Consider the following 20017-nt stretch of genomic DNA (forward strand, 5'->3'; position numbering starts at 1 on the left):
GTATAAGGTTTGATGGTGGATGCCCTGGACAAACCCTCGACCTTGCTGGTGGTCGAGAGCTACGACGACCTGCGCGAGGCCCTGGCGGCCCTCCTGGTGCTGGAGGGCTACACGGTGCTGTCCGTGGCCACGGCCAAGCAGGCGCTGGACGTGCTGTCCCGGCTCCCCCGCATCCCCTCCCTGGTGCTGCTCAGCCTGATGCTGCGCAACCCGGAGGACCAGCGCTTCCTCTCCCGGCTGCGGAACCTGGACCTGACGTCGCGGCTGCCGGTGCTGGCGCTCACGGCGGACCCGGACCTCCAGGCGGCCCCGGCCGGCACGGTGGGCCTGTTGGGCAAGCCGGTGCGCACGGAGGTGCTCCTGGCCGCCGTGGACCGCTACCGGACCCGGCACTGAGGGGCCCACTCCCGGCGCCGATGTAGGCATGGAAACGCCGCAACTCCGGGTGCCAAGGGTCGATAATCCATCAACGTCCACCGTCTCGGTGGTTCGAGGGGGAGACCCGACATGACCAGAATCGGCGAGTCCATTGGCAGCGCCATCGCGGCGCGAGTGAAGCAGGCCCTGACCCCGGAGGTCCGCCCGCCCCCGCCGCCCCCTGCCCCGGCCGTCGTCGCGCGGCAGACGTCCGACACCTTCGAGTCCGCTCCGGCCACCCGTCGTGGCGGCCCCGCGCTGGGGGGCGCCACGCCCACGGCCACGCCCACCCCGGTGGGGACGGCCGGCACGACGGTGCAGACGAACGGCGGCACGGTGGCGGACTACCAGGTGGGTCCTCCGCGGCGTCCGGACATCCACCACGACAACGGCTTCCTGCAGAACCCCAACGACCCCAACGACCCGAACCCCATCCCCACGGAGAGCCCGGGCCTGGGCGACTACGCGGCGCGGGCCGAGTGGGAGCTGAAGCTCACCGCCGCGCGCGCCGCCCAGGGCATCCCGGGCGTGCCGCACAACAACATCCCGGACGGCCTGGACACGTACGACCACTTCCTGCACGGCAACGGCGCGGACCGGCACTTCGACTACGAGCGCTTCGTCAGCACGGACCCCGCCGGCCAGGCGGTGCTCACCAACTCCACGCGCGACACGCAGCAGGCGGCGGAGGCCACCTACAACCAGATGATCGCCCAGGACCCGTCGCTGGCCGGCAAGCCGGTGACGTTCCAGATCACCGGCTCGCAGATTGGCGTGGGCTCCAGTGAGCAGTTCCCCTACCCGGAGACGGAGAACTGGCAGAAGGCCATTGGCGGCCACTCCATCTGGAACAGCGCGACGGTGACGGTGTACCCGCCGGAGACGCCGGGCGGGAAGCCCCGCTTCGAGATGGACATGACGCTCCACGCGGAGGACCGCTACAACTTCAACCCGGGCCAGGCGGACATCAACACCGGCACGCCGGACGCGGCCAACGGCCGGCTGGAGCGCACGGGCCTGGGGCACCAGTACACCAACTACGGCACGCTCCAGCGCCACGTGACGTGGGACCAGGGGAGCCCCGAGAATGCGACGTCGCGTCCCATCGGTGGCCGGTAGGCGCACGCTGGCTACCACCCTGCTCCTGGGGTGTGTTTCGCTGGCCTGCGACAAGCCCTCAGGGGGGAGTGCATCCATGACGACACAGACGGCCGCGCCGGCGGCGAAGACGGGAACGGACCTGGAGACGCTGGAGAAGACCGTGACGCTGCCGCGCCGCCCCCAGGCGGTGCAGTGGCGCCAGTCCGCGCGCGGCGTCCCGGGCGGACTGGGCCCCACGGACACGCAGTTCCTCGCGGTGCTGGAGTACCCGGCGGCCGAAGGCCAGGCCCTCCAGGCCGCGCTGAAGCCCACGCGGCTGACGGTGAAGGTGGACGACGGCGGCTGGCTGCCGGCGGCCACCCGTGACGCCCTGAAGGGCGCCACCGCCTACGACGCGGCGCCCTTCTTCAAGGGCTCCCTGCGCCAGGGCACCGTGTTCCAGCTGCCGGACTCCAGCACCTTCGTGCTGGTGCTCTTCAGCAGCTAGGCCGCACGAAGCAGGAAACCACCCGGGGCCCGGCCGCGAACGCCGGGCCCCTTTCTTTTTCGCGCGCTACGGCGTCCCTTCAGGCCGGGACTTCTTCTGCGGCATGGCGCCGTGCCGGGCGGCGTGCGGCGGGCTGGCCGTGTCCGCCGTGTCGGCGTCCGCGCCGCTGATGATGGCGCTCGCCAGCAGGAAGGCGTTGAGGCGCAGCTGCATGAAGTTGGTTTCCACCTTCGGCGGCTGCTGCATGCGCAGGGTGCGGTCCTCGCCCTGCTGGTGCCGGGGCCACTCGGTGGCGGACGCGGGCGCTCCCGTGCGGGCGAACTGGAGCATCCAGCCGCTCACCTGGCGTGAGTACGCGCGGTCCTCGTCGGTGACGACGTCCTGCGTGGGCGGGCAGCGGGCCACGGTGTCCAGGAAGTACGGCACGTCCGAGCCGTGCGGGACGCCGTTGGGGTGCGTCGGGCGCAGCGCGGTGGCGGTGTAGTCGAAGTAGAAGCGCCACGCGTCGGAGACCTTGTGGTGCAGGTCCGCGATCTGCCGGGGGATGAGCGTGAAGAGGATGTCGCGGCACACCTGCCGGGCCAGCTCCTCGTCGGGCTTCACGCCCGGGTAGAGCAGGCCGATGGGCACGTTCTGGTCGCGCAGCGCCTGGAGGATCTCCATGGGGTCGCGCCGCATGTCGTGCACGACGCTCACGTCGTCACTGGTGCTGCCCAGGATGAGCGGCACGCGCGCCTGCTGCTGCGCCTTGAAGGTGGACAGGATGGACTGGGGCATCACCGAGTCGCCGCACACGGCCACCGGCGCCAGCGAGTGCTCCGGCGGCTGCTGCCAGAAGGCGTCCGCGGGCAGCTTGCGCAGGCGCTCCGGCGTCGCGTCCGCGTCCGCCACGCCCATGCCGCGGATGAGCGCCTCGCCCTTGAGGAGCGCCTTCTCCAGGGGCATCTCGTCCAGGCCGTACACGCTCATCGCCACGCCCCGGTGGAAGAGGGGCTTCGCGGCCTCCATGCAGAAGAGGGACAGCACGCTCTTGGCGCCCGCGGACTGGCCGATGAGGGTGACGTTGCCCGCGTCCCCGCCGAACCTCTCGATGTTGCGGTTCACCCACTGGAGCGCGGCGAGCTGATCCAACAGGCCGAAGTTGGCCGCGCCGCCGCCCGGTTCCCGCTGGAGCGCCGGGTGGGCCAGGAAGCCCAGGTGGCCCAGGCGGTAGTTCAACGTGACGAGGATGGCGTCCCGGGACGCCATGGGCACGCCGTTGTACGGAGGCAGGCCGCTCGCGCCAATCACATACGCGCCGCCGTGGATCCACACGATGACGGGCAGCTTCGCCTGCGCATCCACGCGGGGCGTCCAGACGTTGAGGTAGAGGCAGTCCTCGCCCATGGGGACCGGGTCGCCGCCACCGCCCGCGATGCAGGCCTCGCGAGACTGGAGCGAGGAATTGCCAGGCTTCGAAGCCTGGCGGATGTGCTTCCACGGCATGACCGGAGCGGGCGGGCGCCAGCGCAGCTCGCCCACCGGAGGCTGGGCGTATGGAATGCCCTTGAAGGCATACACCCCTTCCTCGACGACGCCTTGGAGCTGTCCTTCGACGGTGCTGACGACAGGAGCGGACTGCTGGACCATGTTTGGAACCCCCCACGAAGCCCGGCACGCCTTAAACCGGGCGGAAGCGAAGTAGAGGGTTGGCCCATGCGAGTCAATGCGGCGGGACCCAAAGACAATCACGCGTCCGCAACGTGACGCCCGCCCCAGACTCCGGAGCATCAGGGCAATGCCCTAACGATTTCCCGCATCGCCCGGCCGCATCCGGGCGTGCTCGAACCACGCGGACCGCGCGCGGGTGAAGAGGCGCATGGGACCAGGGAGCCTCCAGGCAGCCCGGATCCACGCCGGGCCCTCGGAGGCTCGCCCTCCTTCACTCCCAGAGGAGGATTGGACCCTCAGGGTAGGCACTGCGGGTACGACTCGCGCGCGCCACGCCTGCTGATCATTCCGTGTTTTGCGTTGCTGTCCGGATAAATCCCGGCGCGCGTGCACGTGCTGCCCGGAGGCACGGCGGGCGAGGCATCAGGGACCCATTTTACATTGCCCCCCCTGGCGCTGGAGCATGTGTCACGAATGTGTCGCTCCCGCGTCTTTGCTCTCGACTTGAAGTCCCAGCCCACGTCCTTCCGCGGCCCCCGGAAGACCCACCGCGCCTCGCGGCTCGCGGCCGTGGTGTCCGTGCTGCTGACGTTCCTCGTGTTCGCGCCCGCCGCGCACGCGGAGCCGGCCCGGCTGGCGGCGGCGCTGCCGGCGCTCGACGGGTGGCGCTACCGCTGGGGGGACTCGCCGCTGGGGCCTGACGGCGTTCCCACGTGGGCGACGGAGCCGGAGGGCGCGGAGGGCTGGCAGCCCGTGGACGCGCTCCAGGAGCCGCCGGGCCGCGGAACGAACACCTTCCTCTGGCTGAGCATCCCCCTGCCCCAGGGCCCCTGGCTGGCGCCCGCCCTCTTCCTGGGCAACGTCGCCAACGCCTTCGAGGTCTACGCGGGCGGCCAGCGCGTCTACGCCAGCGGAGTGGTGAACCCCTCCGGAAACGAGTCGATGGAGAACCTGGCCTGGCACCTGGTGCCCGTGCCGCCCGCCTCGCTGGGCCACCCCGTGCTGCTGCGCATCCAGGCCCATGGCCCCGGCATCGGCGTCACCCGCGACGCGAAGGTGGGCTCGCACCCGCGGCTGCTCGCGGCGATGACCCGCATGGGCCTCGCGCCCTTCGTCATGGGGACGCTGCTGTTCTCTGTCGGCGTGGTGGCGCTGGGCGCCGCCCTCCTGCGCCGCCAGTGGCGCCTGCTCGCGTCGCTGACCGTGTTCGCCATGGGCTCCGGCGCGCTGCTGCTCGGCTCGAGCGGCCTGTTCGTGGCGCTCTGGGACGGGGCGGTCCTCAGCAGCGTCCTCACGCTGGTGGGCTCGTACGCCATCGTCCCCAGCCTGGCCTGGTTCATCTCCGATACCATTGGCGCGGACCGGCTGCGCTGGTTCCGCTGGGGCGCGGCCTTCGTCTCCGTCCTGGCCCTCGTCCAGTCGGTCATCGCGGTGGTGAGCCTGAGCACCGCGTGGCGGCTGTTGCCCGCCTTCGCGCTCTACTCGCTGCCCGGGCTGCTGGTCTGCGTGGGCGTCGCGGTGGTCCAGGCCCTGAAGGGGGACCGGGACGCGCGCATCTTCGTCGCGGGCCTGGGCGGGCTCACGTTCGTGTCCGTGCTCGCCACGCTGCCGGTGGTGGGCCTGATGGAGACCGCCGACAGCCAGATGCACTGGGGCTTCTTCACCGTCACCCTGTCGCTCGTGGCCATCGTGGCGCGCCGCTCGTCGGAGGTGGTGCGCTCGCTGGCGGAGTACACGCACCAGCTGGAGGCGCGCCGCAAGGACGTGCGCCTGCTGGCCCAGGGCATGGGCCAGGGCGCGGACGAGCTGGCCGCCGTCGTGCAGCAGCTGCACACCTCCAGCGAGGAGCAGACGGTGGGCATCAGCCGTCAGGCGGCCGCGCTGCGGGAGCTGGAGCAGACGGTGGAGGAGATCCGCCAGGGCTCGCACCTGACGGCGGACAAGGCGCGCCTGCTCGCGGCGTCCGCGGAGAGCGCGGAGGCGGTGGGACGCCAGGGCGGCGAGGCCCTGGAGCGCACGCTGACGGACCTGGCCGCCATCCGCACGGAGGTGTCGGAGATGGCCGCGCGCATCCTCGCGCTCGACGAGCGCACCCGCGAGGTGTCCGGCATCGTCGATGACGTGAAGACGCTGGCGGACCAGTCCAACATGCTGGCCATCAACGCCGCCATCGAGGCGGTGCGCAACGGCGACAGCGGCAAGGGCTTTGGCGTGGTGGCCAAGGAGATGCGCCGGCTGGCGGACCAGTCCATCCGCGCCACCGAGCGCATCCGCGACGTGCTCGACGGCGTGAGCATGAGCATGCGAGAGGCCGCGCAGATGAGCGAGCAGGGCCAGGGGCGCGTGCAGGTGAGCCTGGACGCGGTCCGCAGCTCCGGCGAGCAGCTGCAGAAGCTGGCGGGCATCATCAGCGACACCAGCGGCAGCGTGCGGCAGATCACCCAGGCCGTGGCCCAGCAGGACTCGGGCACCCATCAGATTGCCCAGGCCATCCAGGAGCTGTCCGGCCAGATGCAGCGCACGCTGGCGGCGGTGGAGGAGACGCGCACCGTCACCCGCTCCGTGCAGACGCTGGCGGAGGTCATGTCCGGGGCCGCGAGCAAGGCGCTGCGCTCCGGCACGCTCTCGGATGACCAGCAGAAGCCCGTGGCCGCGTGAAGCCCGGGCCCGGCCCGGCTACACTGCCGGGCCATGGTGCCGCTGACCGACCATTCCGGACTGCCGCCCGAGCGCAGAGCCGCCCTGGAGCGGCAGCTCGCGCCGCTCACCCTGCTGCAGGACGTGGTGCGCTGGGGCTTCGCGAGCACCCCGCCGCGCGACGTGGCGGCCGTGGTGGTCCAGGACGAGTTCACCCACGACGTGGTGCTGCCCTGGGAAGAGGCGCGCTACCTCGTCTTCGACACCACGTGACTGGGCGGGGTCACCTCGGTCTCCGTGTGGGACCACTGCCCTACCGCCGATGAGCTCCTGGACGCGCGGCTGCGCGCCGGGTGGACGCCCACGCCGACGAGCACCGTCGACGGGGACGTCATCCTGGGCCACGCCGCGTGCCGGGTGCCGCCCGGGGCCGCGCCCTGACGTCCCGAGGACACTCCGCCGGGGCGATGCGTGGAGAACGCGACGTCCCGGGCGCGGGGGCGCGAGGACGCTGACGAAGCCGTGACGTGCCGGAAGTACGAGCACCGCATGGAAGAGAGTGTGAAGCCCCGGTTGCGCGGCCTGTCGCACGTCATCGCGTTCGTGGCGGCGCTGGTGGGGTGCGTGCGGATGGCGCTGGTCCCGGTGCAGGGCGCGCAGTACGTGGCGAACCTGGTGTTCGGCGGCAGCCTGGTCCTGATGTTCGGCGTGAGCGGGGGCTACCACTGGCCCACGTGGAGCGCCGCGACGTACCAGCGCATCCGCCGGTTCGACCACGCGGCCATCTTCATCCTCATCGCGGGCAGCTTCACGCCCATGGCGACGCTGGCCCCCATGGGCGGCTGGAGCCAGCGGCTGCTCTGGGGGATGTGGGGCGCGGCGCTGACGGGCGCCACGCTCACGCTCGCGGGCATCTCCGCGTCACGGGGGCTGCGCTCCGGGCTCTACGTGGCCCTGGGCTGCGTGGCGGCCCCGGTGATGTGGCACCTGCCGGGGGTGATGGGCCCCGGCCGCGTGGGGTGGCTCTTCTTCGGGGCCGTGCTCTACGCCGTGGGCGCGGTGGTGTACGCGCGCCGCTGGCCCGACCCCATCCCCCACGTGTTCGGCTACCACGAGGTCTTCCACATCATGGTCGTCGCCGCGGCCGCCACGCACTACGCCGTGCTGATGGACTTCGTGGGGCGCTAGGGATTGCCGCGTCCGCCGGACGCGCCGTAGATCTGCCCGGTGGTGTAGCTGGCCTGGGCGCTGGCGAGCTCCACGTACACGGAGGCGAGCTCCGCCGGCTGGCCGGGGCGGCCCATGGGCGTGTTCTCCCCGAACTTGACCAGGTTCTCCTGCGTCTGGCCTCCGCTCACCTGGAGCGGCGTCCAGAACGGGCCCGGCGCGACGCCGTTCACCCGGATGCCCTGCTTCGCCAGCTGCTTCGCCAGGGCCTTGGTGAAGATCATGATGCCGCCCTTGGTCATCGCGTAGTCGAGCAGGTTCTCCGACGGGTCATACGCGTTCACGGACGTGGTGTTGATGATGGCGGAGCCCGGCTTGAGGTGCGGCACGGCGGCCTTGGTGATCCAGAACATCGCGTAGAGGTTCGTCTTCACCGTCCAGTCGAACTGCTCGGCCGTGATGTCCAGGATGGAGTCCTGCGTCGCCTGCTTCGCGGCGTTGTTGACCAGGATGTCCAGGCCGCCCAGCTTCGCCACCGCGTCCGCCACCAGCTTCTTGCAGACGGCCTCCGTCCGGATGTCCCCGGGCAGCGCCACCGCCTTGCGCCCTTCCGCCTTGATGAGCGCCACCACCTCCTGCGCGTCCGGCTCCTCCGCCGGCAGGTAGTTGATGGCCACGTCCGCGCCCTCGCGCGCGTAGGCAATGGCGGCGGCGCGGCCGATGCCGGAGTCGCCGCCGGTGATGAGCGCCTTGCGTCCCGCGAGCCGGCCCGAGCCCTTGTAGCTCTTCTCACCGTGGTCCGGCCGGGGGTTCATCTTGCTCGCCAGGCCCGGCCAGGGCTGCGACTGCTTCTCGAACGGCGGCTTCGGGTGCAGGGTGACGGGGTTCCGCAACGGCTGCGCGGGAGCGGCGGCCACCCCGGCATCCGGAGCCGCGACCGCCGGCGTCGTGGCGAACACGGCGGCGATTCCCGTCGCCAGGCCGCCCACGACCTGACGGCGTGAAGGCGCGTTGCTGTTGTCATCCGATTCCATTGACTGGCTCCAGGCTTGAGGGAAGGCGTGCGACCTAAGCGGGTCCGGGAGCCTTGGGGAAAAGACCTTCACGTCAACGGACCGGTGGGCGACAACCGGGCCTGTGCCGTGGAGAGGGATTGTCGGACACCACACGCCGCGTCGGCCGTGCGGCTGCTTCGCTCCTTCACTCACTGAGGAACGCCGGACCGCCAGTTCCCACGTCCCTGTCCCAGGCGCGGTTGTCCCTGGGCCTTCCGGCCCAAAGCTTCGCGGGGAGTGCCCGGCGCGCGTGCGGCCGGGCCGGGAGGAACCATGGCGAGTTCGCGAACGATGGCCCCGCGGGAAGCCCCGCCCCGGGAGGCCTCTTCCCAGGAGGACGTCCTCCCGGGACGATGGAGCCAGGCCGCTTCGACGGTGGTCGCGGGAACGCTGATGTCCCTGGGACTGAGACGCCGCTCGCTCGGGGGCACGATGATGGCCCTGGCCAGCGGCGCCCTGCTCTACCAGGGTCTGCACTCCCGGAAGCGTGCCACGGGGGCCAGGACGGCAGGCCGCGCACCGGCGAGCAAGGAAGCACGACGCGGACACGGCATCGAGGTGGAGCGCACCCTCACCGTGGGCCGTCCGGCGGAGGTGCTGTACCGCTTGTGGCGTGAGCCCTCCACGCTGAGCCTTCTGATGGCGGACTTCGCGGTCGTCAGGCCCACGGCCGGCGACGGAAGGCACTGGGAGATCCAGGAGCCGCTGGGGCGCAAGGTGAGCTTTGACTCGCACGTCGTGGAGGACCGCTCGCCGGAGTTCATCCGCTGGGAGTCCACGGAGGACAGCCCCGTGGAGACCCAGGGCTGGGTGCGCTTCACGCCCGCTCCGGCGAACTGGGGCACGGAGGTGACGCTGCACCTGGCCTTCGTGCCCCCGGGCGGAGCACTGGTTGAGGCGCTCGCGAACCGGATGCGCGCCATTCCCACCATGCGGGTGATGAAGGCGCTGCGCCGGTTCAAGAGCCTGGCGGAGACCGGAGAGATTCCCACGCTGGACCACAACCCCTCCGCTCGCGTGAGCGCGGACTGACCCTTGAGGAGCACGAAGCCATGCGAGCCCTTTGCTGGAATGGAGTGAACGACCTGCGCGTGGAGACCGTCCCCGACCCGGAGATCGTCAACCCGCACGACGCCATCCTGCGCGTCACGATGTCGACGACGTGCGGCTCCGACCTGCACTTCATCGACGGCTACCTCCCGACGATGAAGGCGGGAGACATCATCGGCCATGAGTTCATGGGCGAGGTCGTGGAGGTGGGGCGCGACGTGAAGAAGGTGAAGAAGGGGGACCGGGTGGTGGTGCCCTCGTTCATCGTCTGCGGCAACTGCTGGTACTGCGACCACCAGCTCTGGTCGCTGTGTGACAACACCAACCCCAAGCCCGAGTACCAGCAGGTGGCGTTCGGCTACCCCACGGCCGGCATCTACGGCTACACGCATGCCTTCGGCGGCTACGCGGGCGCGCATGCCCAGTTCGTCCGGGTGCCCCACGCCGACCACGACTGCTTCCGGGTGCCGGAGGGCCTGCGCGACGAACAGGTCCTGTTCCTCTCCGACGCGGCCCCCACGGGCTACATGGGCGCGGACTTCTGCGGCATCCAGCCGGGCTCCACCATCGCCGTGTGGGGCGCGGGCGTCGTGGGGCTGATGGCCATCCGCAGCGCGTACCTCATGGGCGCCGAGCGCGTCATCGCCGTGGACCGCTTCCCGGAGCGGCTGGCCATGGCGGAGAAGTTCGTGGGCGCGGAGGCGCTCGACTACAGCCAGGTGGAGAGCGTGGTGGACGTGCTGCGGGAGATGACCGGAGGCCGCGGGCCGGATGCGTGCATCGACGCGGTGGGCATGGAGGCCCACGGCACCGGGCCGGGCTACGCGTATGACCGGGCCAAGCAGGCGCTGCACCTGCACTCGGACCGGGGGCAGGCCCTGCGTGAGGCCATCCTCGCCTGCCGCAAGGGCGGCACGCTGTCCGTGCTGGGCGTGTATGGCCTGATGGATTCGTTCCCCCTGGGCGCCATCATCAACAAGGGCCTCACCCTGCGCACCGCGCAGCAGCACGGGCAGAAGTACCTGCCCCGCCTGCTGGAGCACGTGGCGAAGGGCGAGCTGGATCCCTCGTTCCTCGCCACGCACCGCTTCTCACTGGAGGACGCGCCCAAGGGCTACGAGCTGTTCAAGAAGAAGGAGGACGGCTGCGTGCGGGCCGTGTTCACTTCTTGAGCGGCAATGCCTAGCAGTGGGTGCAGACCGGCCGGATGTACTTCCACGTGCCGCAGCCATTGTCGCCGCAGCACGTCTGGTAGAGCGAACCGCTGAGGCCACGGGCGCCGTTCTGCCAGCTGCCGTCGCCGCCCACCTCGCTACACGCGGCGCAGGTCGAGGACCAGTTGACCTGCTCCGCCAGGTACTCGCCGATGGCACAGTCAGGCGTCTTGCCGATGCCCTGCTCCACCTGCGAGGCCTCACCGTCGGACGGCGACGCGTCCAGCTCCGACGCCGGGCCACAGGCGGAGAGGAGGCCGACGGAGAAGGTCGTCAAGACCAGGGCGCGGATCATGTTGCGCATGCGGGAGGCTCCAGATGCCGGAGGCGGAAATGCCTCTCAGACCCCGCAGTCCCGCAGAAAGTGGATTCCCACGCAACCCCGGTGGAGGACCTGGAACCGTCCAGAACCCAGGCCTTCGAGCGAGCGAGCGTCCAGTCCACGGCAGAACCCGCCCCGGCCCCGGCGACAGGTCCGCCGCGAGGTGGCGAGCGCCCTACCCTTGCCGCGCGGAAAAAAACGCACCGGACGCGGCACGCCGCCGCGCGCAGGGAGACGAACGCCATGGGTATCAGCAAGGGCAGTGCGCAGTGGGACGGTGGGCTGAAGGACGGCAAGGGCTCGATGAAGCCGGGCCACGCCGCGGAGGTGCCCTTCTCGCTCGGCACCCGCTTCGAGGGTCAGCAGGGCAGCAACCCGGAGGAGCTCATCGGCGCGGCGCTCTCCGGGTGCTTCTCCATGGCCCTGTCGCTGGGGCTGGAGAAGGCGGGCCTCAAGCCCACGCGCATCCAGACCCACGCGGACGTGCACCTGGACAAGCAGGGCGAGGGCTTCGCCATCACCACCATCGCGCTGAGCACCGAGGCCACCGTCCCCGGCGCCGACGACGCCCGGTTCCAGCAGATCGCCGAGGAGACCAAGAAGGGCTGCCCCGTCTCCAAGGCGCTCGCGGGCGTGAACATCACGCTGAAGGCGAAGCTCGCGACCTGAGCCGCCCCCCGCGCCGGCCTCAGCCGCCGGCGCACGCGTCACGGCAGTCCTGCCGGCACGCGACGACCTCGGGCGTGTTGCCCACGCAGGTCGCGTAGCACTGGGACAGGCACGGCGTGAGCTCATGCTCCGCCGGGCCGCCAGGGTCCTCTCCCGCCGGCTCCTGCGCGTCCCCCGGGCTGGCCCCTTCCGAAGGGCGGTCCGGCGAAGGGGCGTCCGCGGGGCCACAGGCTGACGCCAGGAGCCATCCCACCGAGGCCAGCGTCACCAGGTACCGCCGCATGGGTTCTCCTCTCGCCGGATGAGAAAGTTCTCACTCTAGCCGCGAGTCCGGGTGGAAGAATGCAGGCCCGTGGCCGATTCGTGCCCAGGAGGTCTTCTTCGCAGGTGGCTGAGACGGACGACGTCACGGACGCGGTTCGGCGCGCGACGCAGGGGGAGTCGTCCGCCTTCAGCGAGCTTTACCGTCGCACGCGCCCTCTGGTGGCCCGCCTGGTCGCGGGTTTCGGCACGTTGGGTCCCGACGAGGCGGAGGACGTCCTCCAGGAGTCCTACGTGCGGGCGTTCCGGGGGCTGCCTCAACTGAAGTCGCCGGGGGCCTTCACGCCCTGGCTGCTGACCATCGCGCGCAACCGGGCGCGCACGCGGCTGGAGCGCCGCAGCCTGCTCCAGCGAATGGAGGAGGAACGGGTGGACCCGACACCGGAGACGGTGCCGGCCCTGCCACCCACGCTCCAGGTGGAGCGGGACATCGAGGTGGTACGGCAGCTCATCGCGGAGCTGCCCGAAGGCGAGGAGAAGAAGACCGTGCAGCTCTTCTACATCGAGGGTCAGCTCTCCGCGCGGGAGATCGCCGAACAGCTCGGCGTGGGCAAGAGCACGGTCACCATGCGGCTGGAGCGGTTTCGTGGGCGCATCAAGCGCGAGCTCCTCCAGCGGGTGCTCGCCGGACGGTGGGAGTGAGCCATGAGACACCTGGATGCCAGCGCGATGTCCGAGCTCGCGGCGCGCGACCCCCAGGCCGTGGCCTGGTTCCGCGAACACCTGGCCTCGCCCTGCGAGGTCTGTGAGACGTTCCTCGCCACGCACTCTGATCCGCTCGACGGGCGCACGGACGCCCTGCTCCTCGCGCTCGCTCCCGCCAGCAAGGCCGCGGAGGAAGGCGCCACCGTCGTCCCGCTGCGCACCCTGCCCCGCTCCCGCCGCTTCGCCCCGCCGCCCGGCCGGTACTGGGGCTGGATGGCCGGCGCGCTCGCGGCCTCCGTGCTGATGGTGGTGCTGGTGCCGATCGTGAAGGGCCCCGGCCGGAGCGCCAACGAATGGACGGGGGAGAAGGGCCCGGGACGGCGCATCTCCCTGGAGCTGGCCGTGGTCGCCCGGGGCACCGACGGCGGCCTGCGCCGGCTGGACCCCGGGGCGGACGTCACCCACGACGAGGTGCTGCTCCTGCGCTACCACGCGACGGAGTCCGGCACCGCGCTGCTCTACCAGCAGCGGGGGCACGAGGCCCCGGAGCTGCTGGGCCGCTTCCCCCTGGACGCGGGGACGCACGACCTGGAGGGGACGGACGGCCTCGCGGGCGTGAGCCTGGAGTCGGACGAAGGCCCGCTGTCGCTGGCGCTGGTCGCCTTCGCGCCAGGTGAGTCCGCGTCGGAGCAGGACGCACTCGCCGCCCTCGAGGCGGACGGCAGCCCGGATGCACGCCCGGGCACCGTGGTGAGGTTCGACGTGCGGGTCCAATCCGGTCAGACTCTGGCCCCGTGAAGCGCCTCCTTCCCCTGCTGCTCGTCCTCCTCTGCGCCTGTGCGGGCCCATCCGCCACGGCCGGAGACAAGGGCGGGCTCGTGCCGCTGCGGCTCGACGCGGCGGACCTTTCGCGCGCGTACACGCCCCGGCGGCTCGCGCTGCTCGTGGGCGTGTCGTCGTTCGACGATCCCCAGTGGCGCGCCCTGCGCTTCTCCTCCAAGGACGCCACCGACCTCGCGGCGGCGCTGAAGGACCCCGCGCGGGGCCACTTCGACCAGGTGCGCGTCCTCACGCGTCCGGAGGAGACGACCCGCGACGCCATCCTCGCGGCGCTGCGGCAGCTGCGGCGTGAAGCCACCCGGCCCGACGACGTGGTGATGGTGTACCTGTCCGCGCACGGCACGCTCGCGCGCGACGGCAAGGGCGAGCTGACGCGCTACCTGGTCACCCGCGACGCGTCCTTCCGCGCGATTCCGCAGACGGCGCTCTCCATGGACGCGCTGAAGGCGGAGTTCGAGCAGTTGCCCAGCCGGCGGCGGCTGCTGGTGCTGGCCACCTGCCACAGCGGCAGCGGCAAGTCGCTGTTGCCCAGGGAGCTGGAGGTGGAGCTGGCCGGCATCAAGTCCGGCTTCTACGCGCGGCCGCTGGAGGAGTCCTCCCGCGCCTCCATGGTGTTCGCCGCCAGCGACTGGGGCGAGACGGCGCGCGAGGACGAGGGCCTGCGCAACGACATCTACACGTACTTCCTCATCGAGGGCCTGGGTGGCGCCGCGGACCGCAACGCGGACGGCGCCGTCACCGCCACGGAGGCCCACGACCATGCGCGCCGCCGCACCTTCGCCTTCACCGAAGGCCGGCAGCGGCCGTCCGCGGAGATTCTCGAGGTGGGCGCGGATCCGGTCATCCTCGCCGGCCGCATCGACCGCACGGGCCAGCCGGAGCTGTTCTCCTACAACCCGCGCCTGGACGGCTTCCTGCTCAAGGTGGACGGCGAGCCGCGCCTGGAGCTGCCGGGCGGCGCCGCGGTGGGCCCGGGCCGCCGCACGGTGGAGCTCACCAAGGGTGACGCCGTCCTCGTGCGGCGCGAGGTGGACGTGGCCCGAGGCGAGCGCCTGCCCCTGGAGCGCCTGCTGGCGGACGCCATCCCGCGGCGCGCGCTGTCGCTCGTGGGCGGCATGATGTCCTTCACGGACGGCCAGAGCCGGCGCGAGCTGCTGCCCGCCGCGCCCCAGGTGGGCGTCGTGCTGCGGCTGGAGGACCTTCCGCTCCAGGACCTGGGCCTGCTCGTGGACGTGGGGCTGGGCCATGGACGCCAGAAGCTCCAGATGGCGCCGGGCAGCGAGGTGCCCTTCGGCTACACCACGCTCACGCTGGGCGCGGCGGTGCCGTACCTCTGGCGCTGGGAGCGGCTGACGCTGTTCGCGGGCCCCCGTGTGGCCGCGCTGTACCTGGGCAGGTCTTTCGACGTGGAGGCCTTCTCCGGTGGCCAGCGCTACTTCACCGTCAGCCCCGGTGTGGTGGGTGGACTGGCGTGGCGTCTGGGCGAGCGGTTGGAGCTCACCGCCCAGGGTCACGGGATGTTGACGTACGTGGTGGTGGACGGGCAGGGACAGGCCGTGGGCTTCATCGGCGGAAACGCCGGCGTGGGGTACCGCTTCTGATGCGTCGCCAATGCCTGCTCTTGACCCTGTCGTCGCTCGGCCTGGGCCTGGGCCTGGGCGCGTGCGGCAACCTGGACAACGAGCCCTTCCGCGCGGGCACCGTGCGCGGCCGGCTCACGGAGTTCGATCCCTCCGTCGCGCTGGTGTCCGTCGTGGGCGCGCCCGGCGTGCGCAGCGGCGTGGACGCGCAGGGCCGCTTCGCGCTGGAGGACGTGCCCGCGGGACCCGCGGAGCTCTTCGTCCTGGCCACCGCGGACAAGGCCGCGCGCGTGCCGCTCACCGTGCAGGGCGGCCAGTCCGTGGACGTCCCGGACGTGGCGCCCCGGCCCGCGGGCACCTTCTTCGTGAAGATCCACGCCCGGGGCAACCTGAAGGTGGCGGGAGCACACGCGTCCGTGGACGGCACGCCCATCGAAGCCTCCGGGCTCGACGACCAGGCCCCCCGCCATGTGGGGCCGCTGCCGGAAGGCTGCTACGGCGTCAGCGTCTCCGCGCCCCGCTTCCTCACCACGGCCCTCCAGGGCTGTGTGGATGCGGGCAAGCAGACGGTGCTGAACGTGGAGCTCGTCCCGGAGGAGTCCTACGTCCAGGAGGGCTGCGCGCGGACGGGCTGCAACAGTGAGAGTCATTGCGCGTCCGACGGCTGTTGCGTGCAGTGCCTGGAAGACAGCCATTGCGTGTCGCCGCTCGGGTGCAGGGCTTTCCGCTGTGAAGAGAGTCTTCCGTAAAGCAACGCATTTGAAGACGCGGGGTGCCCGCGCGCTTCGCCACCCGTATGAAACTGTATCCGCGGTACGAGGGCCTGTGGCCATCCCGCGAGCAGCCGGGTCTTCCTGACAACGAGGCACTCCCGCTAACCCAGGGGCCCCCCACCGCCTCGTCTCACAGGAGGATGACCATGCGTATCCCGACCGCTCCCTCTTCCGCGGCATGGATGGTGTTGTGCGCGACGCTGCTGTCCATGGGCTGCGGCGGCCCCACGTCGTTGGAGGATCCGTCGCTCGCCACGGGCGATGACAACCTCGGTGGCGCCGCGGGTGAGGTGCCCCTGGCGGATGGTGGCACCGCGCCTGGGGACGGACGCATCACCCTCTGCCACATCCCCCCGGGCAATCCCGCCAACGCGCACACTATCACGGTGGGCGCGCCCGCTGGGGCGGCGCACCTGCGCCACGGCGACCGGCTGGGCGCCTGCGACGGCGAGACGCCCACGGATGGCGGCACCTCCGAGCCCGACGGCGGCAGCTCCGAGCCCGACGGTGGCAGCACCACGGACGGCGGCTCGGGCGGCGACGTCGACGCCGGTCCCGTGTGCATCCCCCAGGGCGGCGAGTGCTCCACCGAGGGCGAAGTGAGCTGCTGCGAGTCGCTGGCCTGCCAGGAAGGGCAGTGCTTGCCGATCATCGGCTGAGAAGGCGCCGTGGCCACCCCGTGCCTGGGCGGGTCTTCCCAGGCGTTCATTCCTGATTCACCCAAAGGCTTCCCCATGACCACCCTGCGACACCTGACCTCTTCCCTGCTCCTGGCCACGGGGCTGCTGTTCCTCGCGGCCTGCGGCGATGGCAATTCCCGCGTCACCCTGAAGCTCACCGACGCCCCGGGCGACGGCATCGAGAAGGCCGTGGTGACCATCTCCAAGGTCTACCTGAAGGGCAGCGTGGACGGAGACGAGGACGGCAAGGGCGACGTGGTGCTCCTGAGCGAGCCCGTCACCACCGACCTGCTCACGCTGGCCAACGACACCGCGGACCTGGTGAAGGACGCGGAGGTTCCGGCGGGCACGTACAAGGAGCTGCGCTTCGTCATCACCGGGGGCTACATCCAGGTGAAGCAGGACGGCGCGACCCGCATCTTCGCCACCTCGCGCGACTACGCGGGCCTGCCCGAGGGCGCCCAGGTGGACGGCGACCTGCACATGCCGAGCGCCAGCAGCTCCGGCCTCAAGGTGAAGTTCGACAAGGACGCGGACGTCACCATCACCAGCGATGACGAGCAGAAGGTCATCCTGGTGGACTTCGACGTCGCGCAGAGCTTCGGCAAGGAGGCCGGCAACTCCAACCGGTGGGTGATGCGTCCCATCATCAAGGGCGCGGACCTCCAGTTCTCCGGCAACGTGGAGGTCTCGCTGGAGGCGGGCAGCGTGTCCCTGCCCTTGGGTCCCACGCAGCTGGGCCTCTTCTCCGCGGTGCTCATCAACGCCGACGGCAGCCGTGAGCCGCTGGCCTTCACCGCCAGCACGGCCACCCGCTACGTGGCGAACTTCAAGTTCCTGCTGCCGGGCACCTACCAGGTGGACCTGGTGGGCCCGGAGGGCGTGACGTTCAGCACGGACATCACGCGCCCGGCGACCGCCACGGTCGGCTCAGGCGCGGAAGCCAACGTCGACTTCGTCCTGACGTCCTTCGACGTCGAGTAGTGCTTCTCAGGTTCAGGCCGCCTTCTCGCCCGGCTGCGCCTGGGCGGCCTGGACCTCGAGGGCGATTTCAATCTTCTCGCCCACCAGCACGCCGCCCGCCTCCAGCGCCTGGTTCCACGTCAGGCCGAAGTCGCTGCGGTTGATGGTCGTCTTCGCCTCGAACGCGGCCTTGGTGTTGCCCCACGGGTCCTTGGCGATGCCCAGCTGCTCGGCCTCCAGGACGACCTCGCGGCTGATGCCGCGGATGGTGAGCTGGCCCGTGACCTTCAGGTGCTTGCCGGAGGGCTCCACCTTCGTGCTCTGGAAGGTGAGCGCCGGGAACTTCGCCACGTCGAAGAAGTCCGGCGAGCGCAGGTGGTTGTCGCGCTGCTCGACGCCGGTGTGGATGCTCGCCGCCTCGATGGAGACGGAGACCGAGGACGCCGCCGGGTTCGCGTCATCCAGGGTGAGGGTGCCGCCGAACTTCGTGAAGTTGCCGCGCACCTTCGCCACCACCATGTGGCGGACGCTGAAGTGGATGCCCGTGTGCGTGGTGTCGATGTTCCAGAGGGTGGTGGCCATGGTCGTCGTCCTTGTCGTGAGCGCCGCGTTGGCGGCGGTGTGTTTCAACGAGGCGTAAGGTAGCGGCCCCCCACGTTCCGGATTAGACGGGACGGACAGGAAGCACTGTTCCACCGCTGGAACAGTGCCCTTCGCATGGGGCACGGCCATGGACCTCAACGAACTCCTCGTCTTCGCCCGGGTGGTCCAGGCGGGCAGCTTCACGGCGGCGGCGAAGGCGCTGCGCATGCCCAAGTCCACCGTCAGCCGGAAGGTGTCCGAGCTGGAGGAGCGCGTGGGCGCCCAGCTGCTCCAGCGCACCACGCGCACGCTGCACCTGACGGAAGTCGGCCGCGCGTACTACGCGCACTGCGAGCGCATCGTCGCGGAAGCGGAAGCCGCGGAGCTGGCGGTGACCCGCATGCAGGCGGGCCCGCAGGGACTGCTGCGCGTGACGACGCCCCTGTCCGTCCACTTCCTCGCGCCCATGGTGGCGCGCTTCATGGAGCTGTACCCGGACGTGCAGGTGGAGCTGCTCTGCACGGACCGCGCGGTGGACCTGATGGAGGAGGGCTTCGACCTGGCGGTGCGCGCCGGGCGGCTGCCGGACTCGTCGCTGATGGCGCGGCGGCTGGGGGACATCGAGTGGCTGGTCGTGGCCTCACCGGAGTACCTCCAGGCGAAGGGCGCGCCGCGCACGCCTTCGGACCTGGCGAAGCACGACTGCCTCTTCTTCGGCACGGCGCTGCAGGGGAACGTCTGGACGCTGCATGCGGGGGGACGGTCGGTCGAGGTGAAGGTCTCCGGGCGGCTGGTGATCAACGAGCCGGACATGCTGCGCGCGGTGACGGTGGTGGGCGCCGGGGTGGCGCTCATCCCCGGCCAGCAATGCGTGGAGGACCTGGAGTCCGGCCGGCTCCAGCGCGTGTTGCCGGACTGGAGCTCCGCGGGCGCGCCGGTGCACGCCGTCTACCCGCCCACGCGCCACCACGTGCCCAAGGTGATGGCCTTCGTGGAGGTGCTGCGCGAGCACTGGCCCCAGCTGCAGGGAGCGCTCAAGCGCGCGAAACGCTGAGACAGTGACGGCGTTTCGTTCCGCGGATGGAACGATGTGTCCCGAGGTTCGAGTCTGGCCAGGTGGCGTTCCGGAGCGCATGTTGTGTCTCGAAAGGAAGCACACACCATGATGAACCTTCGGCCCTCTGAAGCGCGCGGACATGCCAACCACGGCTGGCTGGACTCGCATCACACCTTCTCGTTCGCGAGCTACTACGACCCTGACAACATGGGCTTCCGCGCCCTGCGCGTCATCAACGAGGACCGCGTGCAGTCCGGCGAGGGCTTCGACACGCACCCGCACCGGGACATGGAGATCATCACCTACCCGCTCAGCGGTGCCATCGCGCACCGGGACAGCACGGGAGGCCAGGGGCTCCTGCGCGCCGGAGAGGTTCAGCGCATGACGGCCGGCACGGGCGTGCTGCACAGCGAGATGAACGGCTCCAACGAGGACGTCCACTTCCTGCAGATCTGGATCATCCCGGACAGGAAGGGCCTGAAGCCCGAGTATGAGCAGAAGTTCTTCCCGGAGAAGGACCGGCAGGGACGCTGGCGCGTGGTGGCCAGCCCCGACGCGCGAGACGGCAGCCTCACCGTGCACCAGGACGTGCTGCTCAACAGCACGCTGCTGAGCCCGGGCGAGAAGGCGGAGTACACGCTGCCCAAGGGGCGTCACGCCTGGGTGCAGATTGCCCGCGGCACGGGCACGCTCAATGGCGTGACCGTGAAGGCCGGTGACGGAGTGGCCGTCTCCGACGAGTCGAGCCTCGTGCTCACCGCCTCCGAGCCGCTGGAGGCCCTGCTGTTCGACCTGGCCTGATGCGCC

At 70.9% G+C, this 20017-nt stretch carries 22 protein-coding genes; 17 read left to right on the forward strand and 5 right to left on the reverse strand.

Annotation, left to right across the window (positions count from 1 at the left end; genetic code table 11):
* Nucleotides 1-12: 12 nt before the first annotated feature.
* The 3 genes from NR792_RS12685 to NR792_RS12695 all read left to right on the forward strand — a co-directional run bounded on the left by NR792_RS12685 (nucleotide 13) and on the right by NR792_RS12695 (nucleotide 2005).
* On the forward strand, nucleotides 13-396 hold the full coding sequence (locus NR792_RS12685; RefSeq protein WP_375760309.1) for a two-component system response regulator: 384 nt from the start codon (nucleotides 13-15) through the stop codon (nucleotides 394-396).
* A 111-nt stretch (nucleotides 397-507) separates the two neighbouring features.
* A complete protein-coding gene (locus tag NR792_RS12690; protein WP_375760310.1) occupies nucleotides 508-1536 on the forward strand; it encodes a hypothetical protein in 1029 nt (342 codons plus the stop codon).
* Nucleotides 1537-1612: 76 nt separating this feature from the next.
* Nucleotides 1613-2005, forward strand: a complete 393-nt coding sequence (locus tag NR792_RS12695; RefSeq protein WP_375760311.1) for a hypothetical protein — start codon at nucleotides 1613-1615, stop codon at nucleotides 2003-2005.
* Between the two features lie 66 nt (nucleotides 2006-2071).
* On the opposite strand, the gene NR792_RS12700 is transcribed toward NR792_RS12695, so the two are convergent.
* Nucleotides 2072-3634, reverse strand: coding sequence for a carboxylesterase/lipase family protein (locus tag NR792_RS12700; RefSeq protein ID WP_375760312.1), 1563 nt, complete (start codon nucleotides 3632-3634; stop codon nucleotides 2072-2074).
* A gap of 495 nt (nucleotides 3635-4129) precedes the next feature.
* On the opposite strand from NR792_RS12700, the gene NR792_RS12705 reads away from it, so the two are divergent.
* From NR792_RS12705 to NR792_RS12715, 3 genes are all read left to right on the forward strand, one after another.
* Complete coding sequence (locus tag NR792_RS12705; RefSeq protein WP_375760313.1) at nucleotides 4130-6313, forward strand: methyl-accepting chemotaxis protein; 2184 nt, start codon at nucleotides 4130-4132, stop codon at nucleotides 6311-6313.
* A 33-nt stretch (nucleotides 6314-6346) separates the two neighbouring features.
* A complete protein-coding gene (locus tag NR792_RS12710) occupies nucleotides 6347-6565 on the forward strand; it encodes a hypothetical protein (RefSeq protein ID WP_120529436.1) in 219 nt (72 codons plus the stop codon).
* 276 nt (nucleotides 6566-6841) lie between these two features.
* The gene (locus NR792_RS12715) at nucleotides 6842-7480 is read left to right on the forward strand and encodes a hemolysin III family protein (protein ID WP_375760314.1); all 639 of its coding nucleotides are present in this window, start codon (nucleotides 6842-6844) and stop codon (nucleotides 7478-7480) included.
* On the opposite strand, the gene NR792_RS12720 is transcribed toward NR792_RS12715, so the two are convergent.
* Nucleotides 7477-8493: an SDR family oxidoreductase gene (locus tag NR792_RS12720; RefSeq protein WP_375760315.1), complete on the reverse strand. Its 1017-nt coding sequence runs from the start codon at nucleotides 8491-8493 to the stop codon at nucleotides 7477-7479. The genes NR792_RS12715 and NR792_RS12720 overlap by 4 nt on opposite strands.
* 294 nt (nucleotides 8494-8787) lie before the next feature.
* On the opposite strand from NR792_RS12720, the gene NR792_RS12725 reads away from it, so the two are divergent.
* Nucleotides 8788-9546 carry an SRPBCC family protein gene (locus NR792_RS12725; RefSeq protein ID WP_375760316.1) on the forward strand — a complete coding sequence of 253 codons (759 nt, stop codon included), beginning with the start codon at nucleotides 8788-8790 and terminating at the stop codon, nucleotides 9544-9546.
* 20 nt (nucleotides 9547-9566) lie between these two features.
* Nucleotides 9567-10736: a zinc-dependent alcohol dehydrogenase gene (locus NR792_RS12730; RefSeq protein WP_375760317.1), complete on the forward strand. Its 1170-nt coding sequence runs from the start codon at nucleotides 9567-9569 to the stop codon at nucleotides 10734-10736.
* A 10-nt stretch (nucleotides 10737-10746) separates the two neighbouring features.
* Here the strand turns inward: NR792_RS12730 and NR792_RS12735 are convergent, their stop codons facing one another.
* The gene (locus tag NR792_RS12735) at nucleotides 10747-11082 is read right to left on the reverse strand and encodes a hypothetical protein (RefSeq protein ID WP_375760318.1); all 336 of its coding nucleotides are present in this window, start codon (nucleotides 11080-11082) and stop codon (nucleotides 10747-10749) included.
* A gap of 261 nt (nucleotides 11083-11343) precedes the next feature.
* Here NR792_RS12735 and NR792_RS12740 point away from each other — a divergent pair, with 261 nt between their 5' ends.
* Complete coding sequence (locus tag NR792_RS12740; protein WP_375760319.1) at nucleotides 11344-11769, forward strand: OsmC family protein; 426 nt, start codon at nucleotides 11344-11346, stop codon at nucleotides 11767-11769.
* Between the two features lie 19 nt (nucleotides 11770-11788).
* Here the strand turns inward: NR792_RS12740 and NR792_RS12745 are convergent, their stop codons facing one another.
* Nucleotides 11789-12052: a hypothetical protein gene (locus tag NR792_RS12745; protein ID WP_375760320.1), complete on the reverse strand. Its 264-nt coding sequence runs from the start codon at nucleotides 12050-12052 to the stop codon at nucleotides 11789-11791.
* Between the two features lie 104 nt (nucleotides 12053-12156).
* Between NR792_RS12745 and NR792_RS12750 the strand changes: the two genes are divergently transcribed.
* The 6 genes from NR792_RS12750 (at nucleotide 12157) to NR792_RS12775 (ending at nucleotide 17592) form a co-directional block, all read left to right on the forward strand.
* Nucleotides 12157-12732, forward strand: a complete 576-nt coding sequence (locus NR792_RS12750; protein WP_375760321.1) for an RNA polymerase sigma factor — start codon at nucleotides 12157-12159, stop codon at nucleotides 12730-12732.
* Between the two features lie 3 nt (nucleotides 12733-12735).
* The gene (locus NR792_RS12755) at nucleotides 12736-13533 is read left to right on the forward strand and encodes a hypothetical protein (protein WP_375760322.1); all 798 of its coding nucleotides are present in this window, start codon (nucleotides 12736-12738) and stop codon (nucleotides 13531-13533) included.
* Entirely contained in the window at nucleotides 13530-15176 is a 1647-nt protein-coding gene (locus NR792_RS12760) for a caspase domain-containing protein (RefSeq protein WP_375760323.1), read from the forward strand. The genes NR792_RS12755 and NR792_RS12760 overlap by 4 nt, the downstream gene beginning before the upstream one ends.
* Nucleotides 15176-15904, forward strand: a complete 729-nt coding sequence (locus NR792_RS12765) for a carboxypeptidase-like regulatory domain-containing protein (RefSeq protein WP_375760324.1) — start codon at nucleotides 15176-15178, stop codon at nucleotides 15902-15904. The genes NR792_RS12760 and NR792_RS12765 overlap by 1 nt, the downstream gene beginning before the upstream one ends.
* Nucleotides 15905-16074: 170 nt before the next feature.
* Nucleotides 16075-16587 (forward strand): hypothetical protein, encoded by a 513-nt coding sequence (locus NR792_RS12770; protein ID WP_375760325.1) that lies wholly within the window; start codon nucleotides 16075-16077, stop codon nucleotides 16585-16587.
* Between the two features lie 75 nt (nucleotides 16588-16662).
* Entirely contained in the window at nucleotides 16663-17592 is a 930-nt protein-coding gene (locus tag NR792_RS12775; protein ID WP_375760326.1) for a DUF4382 domain-containing protein, read from the forward strand.
* 12 nt (nucleotides 17593-17604) lie between these two features.
* Here the strand turns inward: NR792_RS12775 and NR792_RS12780 are convergent, their stop codons facing one another.
* Nucleotides 17605-18153 carry a YceI family protein gene (locus NR792_RS12780; RefSeq protein ID WP_338261230.1) on the reverse strand — a complete coding sequence of 183 codons (549 nt, stop codon included), beginning with the start codon at nucleotides 18151-18153 and terminating at the stop codon, nucleotides 17605-17607.
* 148 nt (nucleotides 18154-18301) lie between these two features.
* Here NR792_RS12780 and NR792_RS12785 point away from each other — a divergent pair, with 148 nt between their 5' ends.
* Both NR792_RS12785 and NR792_RS12790 read left to right on the forward strand, forming a co-directional pair.
* Nucleotides 18302-19207: a LysR substrate-binding domain-containing protein gene (locus tag NR792_RS12785; protein ID WP_375760327.1), complete on the forward strand. Its 906-nt coding sequence runs from the start codon at nucleotides 18302-18304 to the stop codon at nucleotides 19205-19207.
* Nucleotides 19208-19315: 108 nt separating this feature from the next.
* Nucleotides 19316-20011 carry a pirin family protein gene (locus NR792_RS12790; protein WP_375760328.1) on the forward strand — a complete coding sequence of 232 codons (696 nt, stop codon included), beginning with the start codon at nucleotides 19316-19318 and terminating at the stop codon, nucleotides 20009-20011.
* The last annotated feature ends 6 nt before the right edge of the window (nucleotides 20012-20017 follow it).

Origin of the sequence: Corallococcus exercitus, from assembly GCF_042231735.1 — a bacterium.
GTDB classification, from domain to species: domain Bacteria; phylum Myxococcota; class Myxococcia; order Myxococcales; family Myxococcaceae; genus Corallococcus; species Corallococcus exercitus_B.

Coding starts and splice junctions, on each gene's coding strand:
- NR792_RS12685 (WP_375760309.1), top strand. CDS start 13: ATGGTGGATGCCCTGGACAAACCCTCGACCTTGCTGGTGGTCGAGAGC.
- NR792_RS12690 (WP_375760310.1), top strand. CDS start 508: ATGACCAGAATCGGCGAGTCCATTGGCAGCGCCATCGCGGCGCGAGTG.
- NR792_RS12695 (WP_375760311.1), top strand. CDS start 1,613: ATGACGACACAGACGGCCGCGCCGGCGGCGAAGACGGGAACGGACCTG.
- NR792_RS12700 (WP_375760312.1), bottom strand. CDS start 3,634: ATGGTCCAGCAGTCCGCTCCTGTCGTCAGCACCGTCGAAGGACAGCTC.
- NR792_RS12705 (WP_375760313.1), top strand. CDS start 4,130: ATGTGTCGCTCCCGCGTCTTTGCTCTCGACTTGAAGTCCCAGCCCACG.
- NR792_RS12710 (WP_120529436.1), top strand. CDS start 6,347: ATGGTGCCGCTGACCGACCATTCCGGACTGCCGCCCGAGCGCAGAGCC.
- NR792_RS12715 (WP_375760314.1), top strand. CDS start 6,842: ATGGAAGAGAGTGTGAAGCCCCGGTTGCGCGGCCTGTCGCACGTCATC.
- NR792_RS12720 (WP_375760315.1), bottom strand. CDS start 8,493: ATGGAATCGGATGACAACAGCAACGCGCCTTCACGCCGTCAGGTCGTG.
- NR792_RS12725 (WP_375760316.1), top strand. CDS start 8,788: ATGGCGAGTTCGCGAACGATGGCCCCGCGGGAAGCCCCGCCCCGGGAG.
- NR792_RS12730 (WP_375760317.1), top strand. CDS start 9,567: ATGCGAGCCCTTTGCTGGAATGGAGTGAACGACCTGCGCGTGGAGACC.
- NR792_RS12735 (WP_375760318.1), bottom strand. CDS start 11,082: ATGCGCAACATGATCCGCGCCCTGGTCTTGACGACCTTCTCCGTCGGC.
- NR792_RS12740 (WP_375760319.1), top strand. CDS start 11,344: ATGGGTATCAGCAAGGGCAGTGCGCAGTGGGACGGTGGGCTGAAGGAC.
- NR792_RS12745 (WP_375760320.1), bottom strand. CDS start 12,052: ATGCGGCGGTACCTGGTGACGCTGGCCTCGGTGGGATGGCTCCTGGCG.
- NR792_RS12755 (WP_375760322.1), top strand. CDS start 12,736: ATGAGACACCTGGATGCCAGCGCGATGTCCGAGCTCGCGGCGCGCGAC.
- NR792_RS12765 (WP_375760324.1), top strand. CDS start 15,176: ATGCGTCGCCAATGCCTGCTCTTGACCCTGTCGTCGCTCGGCCTGGGC.
- NR792_RS12770 (WP_375760325.1), top strand. CDS start 16,075: ATGCGTATCCCGACCGCTCCCTCTTCCGCGGCATGGATGGTGTTGTGC.
- NR792_RS12775 (WP_375760326.1), top strand. CDS start 16,663: ATGACCACCCTGCGACACCTGACCTCTTCCCTGCTCCTGGCCACGGGG.
- NR792_RS12780 (WP_338261230.1), bottom strand. CDS start 18,153: ATGGCCACCACCCTCTGGAACATCGACACCACGCACACGGGCATCCAC.
- NR792_RS12785 (WP_375760327.1), top strand. CDS start 18,302: ATGGACCTCAACGAACTCCTCGTCTTCGCCCGGGTGGTCCAGGCGGGC.
- NR792_RS12790 (WP_375760328.1), top strand. CDS start 19,316: ATGATGAACCTTCGGCCCTCTGAAGCGCGCGGACATGCCAACCACGGC.